General features: G+C 61.4%; 15 protein-coding genes. 8 read left to right on the forward strand and 7 right to left on the reverse strand.

What is annotated here, in order from left to right:
* Positions 1-31: 31 nt before the first annotated feature.
* The 3 genes from ASD31_RS21815 to ASD31_RS21825 all read right to left on the reverse strand — a co-directional run bounded on the left by ASD31_RS21815 (position 32) and on the right by ASD31_RS21825 (position 3,456).
* Complete coding sequence (locus ASD31_RS21815) at positions 32-1,540, reverse strand: ABC transporter substrate-binding protein (RefSeq protein ID WP_056339018.1); 1,509 nt, start codon at positions 1,538-1,540, stop codon at positions 32-34.
* 143 nt (positions 1,541-1,683) lie between these two features.
* Positions 1,684-2,643 carry a dihydrodipicolinate synthase family protein gene (locus tag ASD31_RS21820; RefSeq protein WP_056339021.1) on the reverse strand — a complete coding sequence of 320 codons (960 nt, stop codon included), beginning with the start codon at positions 2,641-2,643 and terminating at the stop codon, positions 1,684-1,686.
* 75 nt (positions 2,644-2,718) lie between these two features.
* Complete coding sequence (locus ASD31_RS21825) at positions 2,719-3,456, reverse strand: FadR/GntR family transcriptional regulator (protein ID WP_156392758.1); 738 nt, start codon at positions 3,454-3,456, stop codon at positions 2,719-2,721.
* A 94-nt stretch (positions 3,457-3,550) separates the two neighbouring features.
* Here ASD31_RS21825 and ASD31_RS21830 point away from each other — a divergent pair, with 94 nt between their 5' ends.
* The 4 genes from ASD31_RS21830 to ASD31_RS21845 all read left to right on the forward strand — a co-directional run bounded on the left by ASD31_RS21830 (position 3,551) and on the right by ASD31_RS21845 (position 7,947).
* Positions 3,551-4,255, forward strand: coding sequence for a GntR family transcriptional regulator (locus ASD31_RS21830; protein ID WP_056339161.1), 705 nt, complete (start codon positions 3,551-3,553; stop codon positions 4,253-4,255).
* 233 nt (positions 4,256-4,488) lie between these two features.
* Entirely contained in the window at positions 4,489-6,219 is a 1,731-nt protein-coding gene (araD, locus tag ASD31_RS21835) for an L-arabinonate dehydratase (RefSeq protein ID WP_056339022.1), read from the forward strand.
* 40 nt (positions 6,220-6,259) lie between these two features.
* Positions 6,260-6,985, forward strand: coding sequence for a ribonuclease activity regulator RraA (locus tag ASD31_RS21840; RefSeq protein ID WP_056339025.1), 726 nt, complete (start codon positions 6,260-6,262; stop codon positions 6,983-6,985).
* Between the two features lie 38 nt (positions 6,986-7,023).
* Positions 7,024-7,947 carry a 2-hydroxyacid dehydrogenase gene (locus ASD31_RS21845; RefSeq protein WP_056339163.1) on the forward strand — a complete coding sequence of 308 codons (924 nt, stop codon included), beginning with the start codon at positions 7,024-7,026 and terminating at the stop codon, positions 7,945-7,947.
* A gap of 106 nt (positions 7,948-8,053) precedes the next feature.
* On the opposite strand, the gene ASD31_RS21850 is transcribed toward ASD31_RS21845, so the two are convergent.
* From ASD31_RS21850 to ASD31_RS26110, 4 genes are all read right to left on the reverse strand, one after another.
* The gene (locus ASD31_RS21850) at positions 8,054-10,117 is read right to left on the reverse strand and encodes a TRAP transporter permease (protein WP_056339027.1); all 2,064 of its coding nucleotides are present in this window, start codon (positions 10,115-10,117) and stop codon (positions 8,054-8,056) included.
* 86 nt (positions 10,118-10,203) lie between these two features.
* Positions 10,204-11,193: a TAXI family TRAP transporter solute-binding subunit gene (locus ASD31_RS21855; protein WP_056339029.1), complete on the reverse strand. Its 990-nt coding sequence runs from the start codon at positions 11,191-11,193 to the stop codon at positions 10,204-10,206.
* A gap of 149 nt (positions 11,194-11,342) precedes the next feature.
* Complete coding sequence (locus ASD31_RS21860; RefSeq protein WP_056339031.1) at positions 11,343-12,206, reverse strand: MurR/RpiR family transcriptional regulator; 864 nt, start codon at positions 12,204-12,206, stop codon at positions 11,343-11,345.
* 6 nt (positions 12,207-12,212) lie between these two features.
* On the reverse strand, positions 12,213-12,647 hold the full coding sequence (locus ASD31_RS26110) for a hypothetical protein (protein ID WP_156392759.1): 435 nt from the start codon (positions 12,645-12,647) through the stop codon (positions 12,213-12,215).
* Between the two features lie 253 nt (positions 12,648-12,900).
* Here ASD31_RS26110 and ASD31_RS21865 point away from each other — a divergent pair, with 253 nt between their 5' ends.
* The 4 genes from ASD31_RS21865 to ASD31_RS21880 are packed head-to-tail and all read left to right on the forward strand — an operon-like array spanning position 12,901 to position 17,773.
* Positions 12,901-14,382, forward strand: a complete 1,482-nt coding sequence (locus tag ASD31_RS21865) for a M81 family metallopeptidase (RefSeq protein ID WP_056339033.1) — start codon at positions 12,901-12,903, stop codon at positions 14,380-14,382.
* A gap of 57 nt (positions 14,383-14,439) precedes the next feature.
* Positions 14,440-15,954: an ABC transporter substrate-binding protein gene (locus ASD31_RS21870; protein WP_056339035.1), complete on the forward strand. Its 1,515-nt coding sequence runs from the start codon at positions 14,440-14,442 to the stop codon at positions 15,952-15,954.
* A 20-nt stretch (positions 15,955-15,974) separates the two neighbouring features.
* Complete coding sequence (locus ASD31_RS21875; RefSeq protein ID WP_056339165.1) at positions 15,975-16,916, forward strand: ABC transporter permease; 942 nt, start codon at positions 15,975-15,977, stop codon at positions 16,914-16,916.
* A complete protein-coding gene (locus tag ASD31_RS21880; RefSeq protein WP_056339037.1) occupies positions 16,913-17,773 on the forward strand; it encodes an ABC transporter permease in 861 nt (286 codons plus the stop codon). Before ASD31_RS21875 ends, ASD31_RS21880 begins: the two co-directional genes overlap by 4 nt.
* The last annotated feature ends 2 nt before the right edge of the window (positions 17,774-17,775 follow it).

Here is a 17,775-nt window from a genome sequence, read left to right on the forward strand (position 1 = left end):
CGGCGGAACGACCGCCGTGCCTTGGGCAAGGTTAGTCCTTGAGCTTGATCTGCGACAGCGCGATTTCGCTGTTCGTCTTCAGATCCGGCTTCCAGTCGAGACGCGATCCGACGCGGACATAGCCGATCATGTGATACATCGGTATATCGGCGATGATCTCGTCATGGACCTTCAGGAAGGCTTCCTGGAACAGTTTTTCACGCTCTTCGCCGGTCGCGGCCATGGCTTTCTTCAGGACGACATCGAGTTCCGGAACGGCAATGGTGGAATACTGGCCGTCGCTCAGGAACATGACCGGCGCGGTAAAGCCAGCGTCGCCCGTATTGTTGTCGTGCTGCTGCTGGAACACGGTCGGCCCGCGGCCCTGCGGATAAGGCTTGTCGAGATAACGAACCCAATCGGCGGCTTCGAGCTGGCGCAGCGAAACCTTCAAGCCGATTTCCTGCCACATCGCCATCATCGCTTCGAGCGATTCGGCGGAGTTCGGAAAGAAGCCGTTGCGGCCGATGATGACGATTTCGGTATCCACCGGCACGCCGTCCGCCTTCGCTTCCTCGATCAGCTTTCTCGCCTGGTCGGGATCGTAGGGCCAGGGCTTGATATCCGGGTTATGGCCCAGAACGCCCGGCACCACCATCTGCGAGGCGCGCAGGACATCCTTGCCGAACAGGGCCTCGCCCATGCCGTCCCAGTCGATGGCGAGATTGAGCGCCTTGCGGACGCGTACGTCGTCGAGCGGCGGAATTTCCGCGTCGATGCGCATGCGGGTCGTTTCCGAGTTCAGATAGGCAAAGTCGGTCGCGGTGTTCGTGGCATCCTGGACGGCGAGCGACGGCGTCATATCGGCTTCGCCGGATTCGACCATGGCGGCACGAATGGCGGATTCGCCGCGCCAGACATAGGTGGCTTTCGTCACCTCGGGCTTCGGTCCCCAATAGCTGTCGCTGCGAACAAGAACGATCTGCTCGTTCGTGGCGCTTTCCAGCGTGTAGGGGCCGGTGCCGACCGGGGCATTGGTTTCGCCGTCGAACGGCATGTTGGGGGAGACGACCTGCACCGTGCCGAGCAAGGTCGGCATGATCGGGAGCGGGCTATCGGTGGTTATTTCCACCGTGTTTGCATCGATTGCCTTGGGTGTCAGCTTGACGTCGCCAAACTTGGAGCGGCTGTCACAGGTCAGTTTCGGGTTCATCAGCCGGTTGATCGATTTGACGACGGCCTCGGCGTCGAACTCCGCGCCGTCCTGGAACTTGACGCCCGTTTTCAGCTTGATTCGCCATGTCAGGTCGTCGACCTGCTCCCAGCTTTCGGCCAGCCAAGGCGCGACCGTTCCTTTTTCCGGCTCGATATTGGTGAGCGTCTCGGTGATGTTGGAGTTGATCACGCGTCCGATATCGGAGCGGATGGAGCGGCAGGGCTCAAGATTGGCCGGCTGCTCAGGCAGCACGATCTTGACTTCTCCCTCGGCCGCAAGTGCGGCTCCGGACAACAGGATCGACATCAGCGCCGTCGATATTCCCCGTGAAAGCTTGATAGTCATTGTCATTTCTCCTCCTGGTCAAAAGACCTTGATGTCGATCCTGCCGGGCCGCCGCTTCAGCATCGGCCCGGCTGCAGTGCCTCCACACTGGCAAAAACACACTAGAGCACTAATGTATTAGTTCGGATAATATTAGCTGTCAACTACAGGCCAGCAGACTGCTTCCTGGGAGCCAGAGCCCTGGCACGAGCCTGTTTTTCAGCAAGCTTGAGTGCCTCTACCGCCCTTTCGACCGGTGCCAGCCGGTCCAGCGGAAGATTTGAAACCATGGGCATTAATGGCCCGGTGTCGGCGATGCCCGAAAGCCGTACGGCATCATGCAGCACCTGCAGGCCGCCGAGATCCAGGCGCACCTTCTCGAACTCCAGGAACGGTTCGCTGAGCCGGGCCGCCTCGGCCGTGCGGCCTGCCTTGTGAAGCATCAGAAGTTCGGAGGCGGCAGCCGGCGCAATGCAGACGGCGCCGGACGTATAGGTCGTCAGCTTGCGTTCGCCGAGATGATCATGGATCGGTGTCTCGCCCATTCCGCTTGCAAGATGTTCCCTGCCGATCGCCGAAAGCACGGCGTCGAGATAGGGGTCCTTGGAAGCGTCGGGTTTCTCGACGGCATATTTGACGAAGCTCACGGCTTCTTCCGAAATCAGCTTTGCCAGATCGTCGGGGTCTGCATAATTCTCACGCTTCAGATAGAGAATGAGGCCGCTGCCATAGGCGTCGGCAAGCCTGCGTACGCCATTGGCGACGCCGGCCGGGTCCGCCGGGAAATTGGTGGGCAGCACCATGACATTCCTGAAGCCGAGGTCGCGTGCAATGGGGATCTGCGCCAGAGCCTTGCCGAAGTCCGGACCGATCGAGGTGATCAGGTGCGTCGTCGGTGCCGCCGCCGATTTGATCGCTTCCATGGCGGCCCGGTAATCCTCGAGGCCGAAATGATACAGATTGGCATTGCCGCCATAGAGCAGGATATCCACTCCGCCGTCCTCGATATGCCTGATCAGTGCGCCGTTGGCGCCCGCATTCACCGAATAGTCGGCATTCAGCGCAATGGGGGGCACGGCGACGACGGACGCGGCGTAGTCGGCTTGCGTTAGTGCTTGTTGCATAGTTGACCCTCCTGAAGTCAACTATCCTTACTGAATCTCGAAAAAGTTGTAAAGAAAAATTACAGATCTATTTTTTTATGGATCGAGATCGCCGTTCATCATGCGTCGGCGCGCCTGCAGAAGATGGCTTTCCATGGCGACGCGGGCCCAGACGGGGTCCTTGTTGCGGATCGCATCGACAATGTCGGCATGCTCGCCGATCACCTTTCGGGCGCGCGCCGGAGATCCGGAGCGTGTCAAGGAAAGGGAGATGTTCATGAAGCCGCTCAGGGAGACGTCGGGACCTTCCAGGGCCATGCTGAAGAACTCGTTCCCCGTCGCTTCCGCAATCGACAGATGGAAGCGGCGATCGCTTTCCGGCAGGAACAGGCCGCGGGCAATCTGGCTGGAAAACTGCTCATGGGCCTCGAGAATGTCGCCCAGGGCCTTCTCGGTGCGCCGTTCGGCTGCGAGCGCCGCCGCATTGCCCTCGACGCAGAGCCTCAGTTCCTGATAGCGCAGGAAGCGTGAGATGTCGGTGAGGTCGGCAAGATCGGGCAGGCTCCTGGATGGCGCGCTGAGCACATAGGTGCCGCTTCCACGTCGCGCCTCGACAAGACCATCCAGCCGCAGGCGCGCCAGGGCGTCGCGAATAACCGGGCGCGAGACGCCGAAGCGATCGCAGAGATCGCTTTCCGACGGCAATTTGCTGCCGGGCGGAAAAGCGCCTTTCAGGATATCTTGCAAAACATGACCGTAGACCTGATCCGCATAGCTGGATGGCCTGATTTCGGGTATGCCTGCGATAGGGGCGGTATCTTCCGTCAAGGGCATGCTTTCTGCGCAATGTGATACAAAGGGCGAAGAGCTTCACACTAAAGCATTAATGCATTAAGACAGTCAAAGACGATTTGAAAGGAACGTGTTTTTGACCTCGGATGTGCCTTTTGCCAAACACCGCAGCGGTCTTGACCGAACCCGCCAGATCGCCCCGCAGATCGTCGAATATCTTCGCGAGAAAATCCTCGAGCTTGACCTTGCGCCCGGCACGTCCCTATCGCGCCTTCAATTGCAAAAGCAGTTCGGCCTCAGCCAGACGCCTGTTCGCGATGCCCTGATGCGGTTGGAGGAGGAGGGGCTGGTCACGGTCTATCCGCAATATGCCACCCTGGTTTCCAAGATCGACATCAACCTTGCAAGGCAATCGCATTTCCTGCGGCGTGCCGTCGAACAGGAAATCGTTTACGAGTTGGCCACGAAGCCGGATCGGCGTTTCGTCGATCGTCTGGTGAGCGCAAATGCGACGCTCAAGACGCTCGTCTCTTCCAGCGAATATGGGAATTTCCTGCGTCACGACGGCGCCTTCCATTATATTCTCTACGAGGAAGCGGGGCTGCAGGACGTCTGGCCGGTGGTGCGGCGCCATAGCGGGCATATCGACCGGCTTCGTCGTCTCAACCTGCCGAATGTCGGCAAGGCACGCGTCGTCGACAATCACGACGCCATCATCGAAGGGATCGCGGCGGGCGATCCCGCCAGGGCCGAGCAGGCGATGAAGATCCATTTGTCGGGCACGCTGTCGATGGTCGATAGTATCGTCGAGCGCTATCCGGATTTCGTCCAACTGGATTGACGCCGGCGCCGCATCAATTCTTTCGAAGCTGAAGCCGCGAGAAACCTGCACTCTATGCAGGCTGATGGGAATTTCCCCAGCCGTCCGCTGAATCCTCGATTTTGTCCTTTGACGATCAATCTCCGGCCCGAAGCGTCCGAACTCGCATAAATGCTAATGCATTAGTGTATTGCCGTCCCGATTTGCCTGTGCTAGTTCGAAAGCCAGACAGAACACCGCACAGGAAATGCCCGATGCCAAAAACAGTGACGACCCTGCGCAGCGCACGTTGGTTTGCTCCCGATGACCTCAGGTCGTCAGGTCATCGTTCGCGTCTGATGCAGATGGGGTATGATGAGAAGGATTGGGGCCAGCGGCCGATCATCGCCATTCTCAATACCTGGTCGGACCTGAATGCCTGCCATGCGCATTTTAAGCATCGCGTAGAGGATGTGAAGCGCGGCGTGCTGCAGGCGGGGGGCTTTCCCGTCGAACTGCCGGTGCAATCGCTCTCCGAAAGCGCGCTGAAGCCGACAAGCATGCTCTATCGCAACTTCCTCGCCATGGAGACCGAGGAACTGCTGCGCTCGCATCCGATCGACGGTGTGGTGCTGATGGGCGGCTGCGACAAGACCACGCCGGCTCTCGTCATGGGGGCTGTCAGCGCCGGATATCCGATGATCTTCCTGCCGGCGGGCCCGATGCTGCGCGGCAATTACAAGGGCGAATATCTGGGCTCCGGCTCGGATTCCTGGAAATACTGGGACGAGCGGCGCGCCGGGACGATTTCCGACGAGCAGTGGACCGGCGTCGAGGAGGGCATCGCCCGCTCCTACGGCCACTGCATGACCTTCGGCACCGCAAGCACAATGACGGCGATCGCCGAATCCATGGGGCTGACGCTGCCGGGGGCAAGCTCGATCCCGGCCGCCGACGCCAACCATATCCGCATGTCGACCCGTTGCGGTCGCCGCGCCGTCGAGATGGTCTTCGAGGACCTGACGCCGGACAAGATCATTACCCGCGAATCCGTCGACAACTCCGTCGCTGTTGCCATGGCAACGGGCTGTTCCACCAATGCCGTCGTGCATCTAATCGCCATGGCGCGCCGCGCCGGCGTGCCGCTGACGCTCGATGATCTGGACAGGGCCGGCCGGACGACGCCGGTCATCGCCAATATCCGACCCTCCGGCAAGCAGTACCTGATGGAGGATTTCTATTATGCGGGCGGGCTTCGCGCCCTGATGGCCGAAATGAAGGACAAGCTCAATCTCGACGCCATGACGGTCAGCGGCTTCAAGCTCGGCGACACGCTGGAGGGGGCGGAAGTCTATAACGACGATGTCATCCGGCCGCTTTCGAACCCGATCTATCACGAGGGATCTCTTGCGGTCCTGCGCGGCAATCTTGCGCCGGACGGCTGCGTCATCAAGCCCTCCGCCTGCGAGGAGCGCCTGCGCGTCCATGAGGGTCCCGCGCTCGTCTTCGACAGCTACCCGGAGATGAAGAAGGCCGTCGAGGACGAAAACCTGGACGTCACCGCCGATCACATCATGGTTCTGCGCAATGCCGGCCCCAAGGGCGGACCGGGCATGCCGGAATGGGGCATGCTGCCGATTCCGAAAAAATTGATCAAGCAGGGCGTTCGCGACATGCTGCGCATCTCCGACTCGCGTATGAGCGGCACAAGCTACGGCGCCTGTATCCTGCATGTCGCGCCGGAAGCCCATATCGGCGGGCCACTGGCGCTGGTGCGCACAGGCGATATCATCCGGGTCGATGTACCGAATCGCTCGATCGACATGCTGGTGGATGAGGAAACGCTGGCAAGACGCCGCGCCGAATGGGTGGCGCCCGCCGACAAGTTCGAGCGTGGCTATGGCTGGATGTTTTCCAGGCACATCACTCAGGCCAATGACGGCTGCGACTTCGATTTCCTGAAAACCGAATTCGGAAAGCCCGCCGGCGAGCCCGACATTTTCTGACCGCCGGACGCGCCGGCAACCAATTCTGACTGGAGGAACCATGACCGACCACATTCTCTCGGATGCGACGCGCAAGAAATATGAAGGCGTCAGCACCGCGACGCTCTGTACCGCTCTTTTCAAGCGCGGCTTGCGCAACCAGTTCATTCAGGATGTCCGGCCTTTGTCACAAAAGCCGAAGAACATGGTCGGCCAGGCCTTCACGTTACGCTACATTCCGGCGCGCGAAGATCTGAACCAGATTTCCGTGTTCCAGAATCCGGACCATCCGCAACGTGCTGCCGTCGAGCAGTGCCCACCCGGTTCCGTCCTGGTGATGGACAGCCGCAAGGATGCGCGTGCCGCCTCGGCGGGGTCCATTCTCGTCTCGCGCCTGATGGTTCGCGGCGTGGCCGGCGTCGTCACCGACGGCGGGTTCCGCGATAGCCCGGAAATCGCCGAGCTCGATATCGCCGCCTATCACAGCCGGCCCTCCGCGCCGACCAACCTGACGCTGCACCAGGCGCTCGACATCAACAAGCCGATCGGCTGCGGCGATGTGGCTGTCTGGCCCGGCGATGTCGTTGTCGGCGACCGCGAAGGCGTGATCATCGTTCCATCGGAAATTGCCGAAGAGATTGCCGATGAAGCGGTGGAAATGACGGCATTCGAGGATTTCGTCACCGAGGAGGTGCTGAAAGGCCGCTCGATCATCGGTCTTTATCCGCCGACCAGGGAGCAGACGAAGGCCGATTTCGCCGCATGGCGCGAAACAAGGGGACGGTAGTCGCCGTCCGACCTTTCCACCAAGCGATGGGCAGTTTCATGCACAAAGACATCACCATTCTCCAGGCAGCACATCTCCCGGAAAAGACCGAGCGGGAGCTGAACGACGCCTTCACCATTCTTCATTTTCCGAAGGATCATGCCGAAGGCACGCGGCTGCTTGCCGAGCATGGCGCGAAAATACGCGGCATTGCGGTGCGTCACGCCCATATCGACAGGGCCATGCTTGACGCGATGCCGGCGCTGGAGGTGATCTCAAGCTATAGCGCCGGCCTCGACGGTATCGACGTGGATGCGGCGCAGGCGAGGGGCATCGCAGTCCACAACACCTCGAAAATCCTGGCGGAGGATGTCGCCGATCTTGCGATTTCCCTCGCGATCTCGGTAACCCGCGGCACCATCCGTGGCCATGATTTCGTGCGTGATGGCGCTTGGGAACGCGGCGGAGCCTTTCCGCTCGGTCGCTCCCTGCGATCTCTGAAGACAGGGATCGTCGGGCTTGGCCATATCGGCTCCGCCATTGCCAAACGTCTGCAAGTGATGGGGGCGACGGTCGCCTATCAGGGGCCACGCAGGAAGCAGGTGGATCTCGCCTATTTCAGCACCGCCGTGGAACTGGCAGACTGGGCCGATCTCTTGATCGTGGCCTGCCCGGCAATGCCGGAAACGATCGGGTTGATCGACCAGAAGGTCCTGGACGCGCTCGGCCCGGACGGATTCCTCGTCAATATCTCGCGTGGCACCATCGTCGATGAGTCGGCGCTGATCGAGACGCTGGCGCGCGACGGCATTGCCGGGGCCGGCCTCGATGTTTTCGACAGGGAGCCGCATGTGCCGCTTGAATTGAGAAAGGACCCTCGCGTGGTGCTTTCTCCGCATATGGGTAGCGGCACGCTGGAGACACGCCAGCAGATGGGCGACAGGCTGGTCGAGGCGCTGCTCGAACATTTCGCCAACCGGTAATTCCGCGGGTTTCCGACAAGTCGGCCTGCCTCGGCGGCGCTGCAGGAATCCGTCTGCAGGCGAGCCGGTGACGATGTCATCGAGACCGTCGTCACCGGTCGCCAGATCAGGCGGGTTGCGCTTCCTCGGAATGGCGCGCCTGCCATTGGCGCAGCAGAACCGGAACGATCAGGACCAGGCCGAGCAGCGAGGAATAGATTTCGGGCGCGACGAGGAGCAGGGCGGCAAGCACCAGCAGCACGTTCTCCCAGGATCGCGTGCGCACCAGCAGGTAACGCGACAAAGCGGCACCCAGGCAGGTGATGCCCAACATGCAGCCCAGGAAGGCCGTGAAGAAGTCCGGCCAGTTGAAATCCTTCGTCACCAGCAGGAGGGATGGGGAGAAGACGAACACGAAGGGAACCAGCGCCTTGCCGAGGCCCAGCCGGAAAGCCGTATTGCCGGTCTTGAACGGGTCCGCGCCCGCCATGCCCGCCGCGGCGTAGGCCGCCAGTGCCACCGGCGGCGTAATGTCCGCCAGCAGTCCGTAGTAGAAGACGAAAAAGTGGGCGACGATCGGCTCGACGCCGAGCATCACCAGTGCCGGCGCAGCGATGGTCACCATGATGATGTAATTGGCTGTCGTCGGGATGCCGCAGCCCATCAGGATGCACACCACGCCGGTCATCAGCAGGGTGAACAGCAAGGTCAGGCCCTGGGTCGAGAAGATCATCTCGGGAATGAAGGTGCTGAAAAACAGCGAAAGATGTCCCGCCGTCGAGGTGACGATATAGGACAGCTTGAAGCCCACGCCCGTCAGGGTGACGATGCCCACGACAATGCCGACGGTGGCAGCGGCGGCCCCGACGGCAAGCGCATATTTGGCGCCGTCGCGCAGGCAGACGACGATCTCGGCGATCGACATGCGCCGGCGCGGATTGAGCAGGCCGACGGCGATGCACAGGGTGATGCCCCAGAAGGCGGCGAGGTAGGGCGTATAGCCGGAGAGCAGAACGGCGATGAGGACGACGAGCGGAATGATCGTCGGCCAGTCCCGCTTCAGGGCTTCGACGACATCGGGCATTTCGTCCGGCCGCAGGCCCCTCAGGCCGGTGCGCTTGGCTTCGAAATGCACCTGCATGAAGACGCCGAAGAAATGCATGAAGGCGGGCACGATGGCCGCCAGGATGATGGTCGTGTAGGGCAGTTCCAGAAATTCGATCATCAGGAAGGCGGCGGCGCCCATGATCGGTGGCGTTACCTGCCCGCCGGTGGAGGAAGCCGCCTCCACGGCGGCTGCGAAATGCTTTTTGTAGCCGAGCCGGATCATTGCCGGAATTGTCAGCGAACCGACGGTAACGGTGTTGGCGACCGACGAGCCGGAGATCATGCCGAACAGCGCCGAACCGAAGATCGACACCTTGGCCGGGCCACCCGCATAGCGGCCGGCGACCCATGCCGCGCAATCGAGGAAGAGCTGGCCCAGCCCGATGCGGGTGGCGAACACGCCGAACAGCACGAAGTGGAACACATAGGTGGCGACGACGCCGAGCGCGATGCCGTAGACGCCCTGCGTCGTCAGATAGAGGTGATCGACAAGCTGGGAGACGGAGGCGCCGGGATGAACGAGGATGCTCGGCATATATTGCCCGAACAGCGCATAGGCCATGAAGGCTACCGCGATGATGGGCAGGGGGATGCCGACGGAGCGCCGCGTGGCTTCGAGCAGGAGCACGATCAGAATCAGGCCGAGAACCACATCCGAGGTCGTCGGATTACCGACCCGGAAGGCGAGATCATCGAGCGGGATCATCGGCACGTGCATGACCGCCACCACGGCGGCAATCGCCAGCAGCCAGTCGAAAACAGGTATGCCCAACGGCCGCAGCAGGCTGGATTGCGCGGGCTCGTCATAGCTTCTCTTCACCAGCGGAAAGACGAGAAAAACCAGCGCCAGCACCATGGACAGGTGGATGCCCCGGTGCAGCATCTCCTGCAGCAGGCCGAAGCCGGCAGTGTAATAGTGAAACAGCGACAGCGCCACCAGGAGAAAGCCGACCAGCCATCCGGCCGTCTGTGTCAGCGGCCGGAAGCGGATTTCGGAGTCGAATTTCTCCTCCAGTTCCCGGGCCTTCTCCTCGTCGAAATCCAGGCCGGAAAGCTTGATCTTGTCGCCGCCGTTGTCACTCATGTCCGGTTCTCTCTGCTGACTTTCCAGAAAAAAGAGGCAGAAGATCTGCCTTCCGCCTCTTTGTTACCAGTCTGTTTGGGCACTGCTTATTTGAGCGCTCCGACTTCCTTGTAGAACTTCTCCGCGCCTGGATGGAACGGAATGCCGGCGCTGGTGACCGCATTCTTGAGCGTGATGAGCTTGCCCTTGGCATGGCCAGCCTGCAGCGCCTTCTGGCTCTCGTCGCTGTAAAGCGATTTGACGATGTTGTAGACAAGCTCTTCGGACTGCTTGGCGCTCGTCACCCATTGGGCGGCGACTGATATGGTCTTGGTTTCGCCGACATTCTTGTAGGTGCCATCCGGCACGGTGTCGGTGGAAAAGAATTTCTGCTCGGATAGGAGCTTGTCGGCCTCGGGGCCGGAGATCGGCACCAGCGTGATGTCGTTGGTGCTGGAAAGTTCGACGATGGCACCGGTCGGATAGCCGCCGACGAAGAAATAGGCATCGAGCGCGCCATCCCGCAGCCGCTCGCCGGCGGGGCCGGGCTTGAGGTATTCGGGCTCCACGTCCTTCTCGGTCAGCCCGTAAGCCGAAAGCACGAGACGCGCGTCGACAATGGTGCCGGAACCCGGCTCGTCTAGGGAAACACGCTTACCCTTCAGATCGGCCACAGTCTTGATGCCGGCATCGGCGCGAGCGACGAGATGGATCGTTTCGGGATAGAGCGTTGCGATCAGCCGCAGGTCCTCGACCTTGTCCTTGCCTTCATAGAGGCCGGTCCCCGTCTGGGCCCAGTAGGCGACGTCGGACTGCGTGAAGCCGGATTCGGAGGCGCCCGAGTGGATGGCGTTGATGTTGGCCACGGACCCGTTCGAGGAGACTGCGGTGGAGACCAGGCCTTCCACGCCGGCCGATCCCGTTGCCGAGATCGCGTTGGCGATCAGGCCGCCGACAGGATAATAGGTGCCCGACGTGCCGCCGGTTCCGATACGAAAAAACGCCTGCTGTGCACGGGCCGGAGAAAAGCCGGCTGCCGCAAGTCCCGCGGCAGCGGTCCCGATGGCGAATGCGCGGCGACTGATCAAAATGCTCATATTTACCTCCCAGAAAAAGACGGGCAGAATGTTGCAGTAAGCAAAGCTTTGTCAACCTGTTAAGTGCGTCTCGCTCAAATCGAACGCGTCTTCATGCTGCGCAGTTTCGGTAAAAGTGTCCGGACGGATTTTAAGTCACGGTCCAGAGTTCAGTCGCCGAGCAGTTGACGGTCGTCGCCGTCGCGGCGGCTGACGAGTTCCTCCTTGATGCCCCGCAACGTGTTCATGGCCTTGTTGCGGTCCGTATAGGCGACGAGATTGGCCAGCATGTCGATGACCGCCAGATAGGCGAACCGCGTCGAGGTCGGTCGGAAGATATTCTTGCCTTCCGGCAGATCGACGGAGATGACCACATCCGCGGCCGCGGCAACGGGCGAGCCGCCTTGAGTAATGACGATGGTGGGAATGCCTCGCCTGCGCAGGAGTTCCAGGCAATGGACGAGTGCCGGATCGCGGCCCGTGAAGGAGGAGCAGAACACCACCGTGCCCGGCTGGGCGGCGGCGGATATCATCGCGTTCATATTGTGGTCGTTCGACGAATTGATGTGGCAGCCAAGGCGGAAAAGCCGGTTGTGCAGCTCATTGACGATCATTGCGGAATTGCCGCTGGCGCCGAAGGCCTGGATGAAATCCGCGCCGCGCAGCAGCCGGGCGGCCGCGTCGAGCGCGGCCAAATCGAGCTGCCGATGCAGTTGGAACAGCGCGTTTTGCGCCTTGGCGATGATATCCTCGACGACCTCTTTCGGCGTCTGGGTCGGCACTTCCGGCTTGATATACCGCAGGCCGACATAGGTGAGCTTGGCAAGCTGCACCTTGAAATCCGGGTAGCCCTTGCAGCCGAGCCGGCGGCTGAAGCGGGTGACCGTCGGCGGCGAAACGCTGGCTCGGTCGGCAAGTTCGCCGATCGAAGAGTTGACGACGAAATCCACATCATCAAGGACAAGCTGCGCGAGCTTCCTGTCGAGGCCGGAAAGCCGGCCCTCCTCATCCGACAAGGCATGAAAAAGGTCCATCGGTCCCTACCTCCCAGGGTGTAGCGTTAAGACGCTCAAGTCTATGAAAATCAATTTCTCGCCGAGTTGGTCATAGCACGGTGTCTGCCGACGTCCATGGGCAAGCAGTCTTCGCGTGGAACTCATCCAGCCCGTGTTGCGCGTCCGGCATTTCACCAGGCCCGCAGCGACGGGCATGTACGCGCAGGCCGTTTCGATGCCGTCCCGCTCGCTTCGGGAGGTAGAAAATTTTGCGTCTTCTCCGTTTGAGGAGGACAGGCGAAGGCGGGCCTGGTGAAAATAATGTCGCCGGAAGACTGTATCAATTTCACGGCTTCCTTTGATTTCCCGCAAATTTTCAGCGCGCCAGCACCGCTGTGCGATATCGGAATGGTTTGAAATCAATGAGCGATTCAAAGCCAGGCGGTGTATCGCGAGCGTTTCCGCCGTGAGCGTGGGCATGAAAATTACCTCACTTTTTGCTGCCAAGAAAACAGATTACAGAACGGGAAGGCTTTATCGCAACGCATGTTGACTTTCCTCAAAATCGCAGCATTATCAAGAAAATAAATTACATAATTTGGTGATAACCCGCCAGGGAAGGCTTGTTCCGGCAAGCTGAAAGCCCTTCGGATCGGCCGGAGCCATGCCATGGGCAACGCGGCCGGCTGTAGCCGGGAAAGTAACGGCCTACCCACATTCGGAACAGACGGACATGCGCATTTTCACGGCCTCTCTTGCCACTGAAACCAACACTTTCTCGCCCGTTCCCACGGATATGAACGCCTTCAAGGCGGCCTTTTATGCAGGTCCCGGCGATCATCCCGACACGCCGACGCTCTGCTCCTCCGTCGTGCCGATCCTGCGCCGGCGCGGCCGCGCCGAGGGTCTCACCGTCATCGAGGGAACATCCTGTTGGGCCGAGCCCGCCGGCCTCATCCAGCGCAGGACCTTCGAGACGCTGCGCGACCGGATTCTCGACGAACTGAGGGCCGCGCTGCCGGTCGATGCGGTCGTGCTGGGCCTGCATGGCGCCATGGTGGCGCAGGGCTATGACGATCCGGAAGGCGACCTGCTCCAGCGGGTTCGCGCCATCGTCGGACCAGATGTGCTTATCGCCGCCGAGTTCGACCCGCACAGCCACCTCACCGACCGGCGCCTGGACAATCTCGACCTGATGGCGACCTTCCTCGAATTTCCCCATACGGATTTCGAGGAGCGCGGCGAGCATGTCGTCGATCTCGCCCTGCGCACGCTGAGAGGCGAGATCAAGCCGGTGATCTCCACCTTCGACTGCCGCATGATCACCATCTATCCGACGAGCCGCGAGCCGATGCGCTCCTTTATCGATCGGCTGAAGGCCATGGAAGGCCGGGACGGCATTCTCTCCATCTCCGTCATCCATGGCTTTATGGCCGGTGACGTGCCGGATATGGGAACGCGCATCGTCGTCGTCACCGACGATGACAAGACAAGCGGCGATAGATTGGCCGAAAAACTCGGCCATGAACTTTACGGTCTGCGCCGGCAGGCAGCGATGCCGATGTCCGACACCGAGGCCGGGCTCGACCGGGCGGTGGCGTTGCGGGCCGAAAGGCCGGACGTGCCGGTCGTCATCGCCGATGTCTGGGACAATCCGGGCGGTGGCGTTGCGGGAGACGCAACGCATATCCTGCGCCGGATGATCGAGCGCGGCTTCGAAAATGTCGCGGTCGCAACGATCTGGGATCCGATCGCCGTCTCCTTCTGCCATGCGGCGGGTGAAGGCGCCGAGCTTGCCCTACGCCTCGGCGGCAAATCCGGGCCGCAGGGCGGCGAGCCGCTCGACTTGCGCGTGACGGTCGAGGCGGTGTTCGACGCGGGCTGGCAGAGTTTCCGCAACAGCCAGGTGACGCTAGGTGCAGCCGCCGTGGTGCGTCCGCTCGGCACGACGCTCGATATCGTGCTGATCACCAGCCGCACCCAGACCTATGAGCCGGACATCTTCGCAAACCAGGGCATCGATTTCACCCAGAAGGCCTTCCTGCTTGTGAAATCCACCAACCATTTCCATGCTGGCTTCCAGCCGGTCTCTTCCGAGATCGTCTATATTGCCGCACCGACCTCCTACCCGACCGATCCGGCGACGACGCCCTACCAGAAGGCCAGCCTTGGCCTCTGGCCGCGCGTCGCTGATCCGCTCGGGCTCGAAACCTGAACCCGGCGCCGGACGGGAGCCGGCACCGGTATAACCTGACAAGAAGAGGGGAATAACATGAAAACTGCACTCATTCTCACGACGCTGGCGGCGCTCGCCGGCACCAGCGGTCTTGCCATCGCCCAGACGACGGACGGCATACTGACGGTTGCGACCATCGGCGAGCCGCCGACGCTCGACGCCATGCAGACGCCGACCGATATCGTGCTGACCATCGACCAGCACATTTTCGAGACGCTTTATACCTACGACAATGAATGGCGTTCCGTGCCGCTACTGGCGGCCGCCATGCCGGAGATTTCGGAGGATGGCCTCACCTACCGTATCGCGTTGCGCGAGGGCGTGAAATTCCATGATGGCAGCGATTTCGATTCCAAGGACGTGACCGCCTCGCTCAAGCGCTGGATGGAAATCAACTCCAAGGGCAAGCAGGTCGCAGAGGTCGTCGAGAGCCTGTCGGAAGACGGCGCCAACGCCATCGTCGTCAAGCTGAAGTCGCGCTATGCGCCGCTGCTTGCGACCTTCTCCCAGGCTTCTATCATCCTGCCTTCGGAAAAGATCGCCGAGACGCTGACCGAGTTCGTCGGCACCGGTCCCTATGTGCTGAAGGAGCGCAAGCCCGACCAGTACACCCAGTTGGTCCGCTTCGAGGATTACAAGTCGCCGGAGGGCGAGCCGAGCAACTACGCCGGCAAGCGCGTGGCGATTGCCAAGGAAATCCGCTTCGTGCCGGTGCCCGATGCCAATACCCGCGTCGAGGGCCTGATCGCCGGCCAGTTCGATTTCGCCGATGCGCTGCCCGTCAGCGCCTATGAGCGCGTCGAGGAGAGCGGCAAGGCCAAGCCCGTCATCTACGAAAACACCGGTTGGGCTTCGCTCAACATGAACATGAAGGAAGGTCTGCTCACCAGGAAGGAATTGCGCCAGGCCGTACAGGTGGCGCTCAATCCGAATGACATGATGCTTGCCGCCTTCTCCGACGAACGCTTCTTCAGCGTCGATGGCTCATTCTTCCCGAAGGGCTCGCTCTGGCACACCGAGGCAGGCGTCACCCGCTACGGCGAGGGCGATCCGGAAGCGGCCGCCAAGCTCCTGGAAGCCGCCGGCTACGACGGCACGCCGATCCGCCTGATGACCAGCCGGCAGTACGAATTCCACTACAAGATCGGCGAGGTCGCCAAGGCCTATCTCGAAGCCGCCGGCTTCAAGGTCGATCTGCAGGTGGTGGATTGGGCGACCTTGACGACGCGCCGTGCCGATCCGAAGGAATGGGACATCTTCATCACCCATTCCAACTTCCCCGGCGACCCGACGACGATCAACACCATCACCGACGCCTATCCCGGCTGGTATGTTTCCGACGCAAAGACCAAGGCCGTCTCGGTCTACATGGATGCCGTCACGGACGCGGAGAAGCAGAAGGCCTGGGAAGGCATCCAGACGGTCATCTACGATGAGGCGCCGCTCTTCAAGGTTGGTAATTTCAATGCGGTCACGGGTGTCGCTACCGGCATTTCCGACTATACGCCGACCTATTGGCCGCATTTCTGGAACGTCACCCCGAAGAAGTGAGGCGATAGACCATGGCAAGGATCGCCCGGGCACTCCTGAACCGGCTTTGGGGCATGGTTATCGTGCTTGCCCTCGTCGTGACGGTTGTTTTCGTCATCGTCCGGGTCACCCCGGGCGATCCCGCCGCCGTCATGCTGGGGTCGGATGCGACCCCGCAGGACATCGCGCAGCTGCGCACGAAGATGGGGCTCGATGCACCGCTGATCACCCAATATGGCCAGTTCGTGCTGGGTATCCTGAAAGGCGATCTCGGCCAGTCGATCTTCCTCAATCAGCCGGTGACCACGGCCCTTGCGGCGCGTGCGGAGCCGACCTTCTTCCTCACCCTGTTTTCCATCTTCATCGCGGTGGCGATCGCCCTTCCGGTCGGGATTCTTTCCGCCGTGAAACGGGGAACGCTCTTCGACCAGATCGTCGTGACCCTCACCATGGTGGCGGCGAGCGTGCCGAGCTTCTGGCTCGGCCTCCTGCTCATCCAGGCCTTCGCCGTTGGCCAGGGCTGGTTCCCGGCGTCCGGCTATGGCGGCCCGGACACGTCGCTTATCGAGCGGTTGCATCACCTCGTCCTGCCTGCGATGGCGCTCGGGATCGTCAATTCCGCGCTGATCACCCGTTTTACCCGCGCCGCCATGCTGGATGTTCTCGGTGATGATTATGTGCGAACCGCCCGCGCCAAGGGGGCCAGCGAAAAGCGCGTGATCCTCAAGCATGCGCTGAAAAATGCGATGATCCCGATCATCACGGTCATCGGCCTTTCCATCGCCATGCTGGTGGCGGGCGCGGTAGTGACCGAAACCGTGTTCGGCCTGCCGGGCGTCGGCAATCTCGTTGTTTCGGCAGTGCTGCGCCGCGATTATCCCGTCATTCAGGGCGCGCTGCTGGTCGTCGCGGCGATATACGTGCTGATCAATTTCGTCGTCGATATCCTCTACATCCTCGTCGATCCCAGGGTGCGCCTATGATGGCCGCTTCTCTCTCCCTGCCGTTCACCAGGGGCCTGCGCAGGCTTTTCGGCAACCGCGCCATCCTGTTCGGCGCGATCATCCTCGCCGTCGTGTTGCTTGCGGCGCTGCTTGCCCCCTGGATCGCCCCCTATGCACCGAACAAGCTGTCGATCGCCAACAAGCTGAAGCCGCCGTCGTTTGCGCATGTTTTCGGCACCGACGAATTCGGCCGCGACATCTTCTCACGCGCTATCTTCGCGGGGCGGATTTCGCTGCTGGTCAGCCTCGGCGTCGTTTGCATCTCGACGGTCATCGGCGTCCTCCTCGGCGTTACAGCCGGGTTCTTCCGTAGGCTCGACGCGCCGATCTCGCGACTGCTGGACGCCATGATGTCCTTCCCGGACATTCTGCTTGCCATCGCACTCGTTGCGGCTCTCGGCCCCTCGCTGTCTACCGTCATCCTAGCGCTCGGTATCACCTATGCGCCGCGCCTTGCCCGCATCGTGCGCGGCTCCACGCTGGTGCTGCGCGAACTGCCCTATATCGAAGCGGCCGTCGCCATGGGGCTGCCGACCTGGCAGATCCTCACGCGCCACATTCTCCTCAACCTCGCCTCGCCCATCCTCGTCCAGGCAAGCTTCGTCTTCGCCTCGGCGATGCTGGCCGAAGCGAGCCTTTCCTTCCTCGGCGTCGGCGTCTCCACGGATATGCCGACCTGGGGAACGATGCTCGCGTCGGGTCGCGAATATATGAACAATGCGCCGTGGCTGATGGTGTTTCCGGGCCTCGCTATCGTCTTCTCGGTGCTGGCGTTGCAATTGCTGGGCGACGGGTTGCGCGATCTGGTCGATCCGCGCCTTGCGAAGGAAACGTGACC

The sequence above is a fragment of the Rhizobium sp. Root482 genome (genome assembly GCF_001426565.1).
In the GTDB taxonomy this organism is placed as follows: Bacteria; Pseudomonadota; Alphaproteobacteria; order Rhizobiales; family Rhizobiaceae; genus Pararhizobium.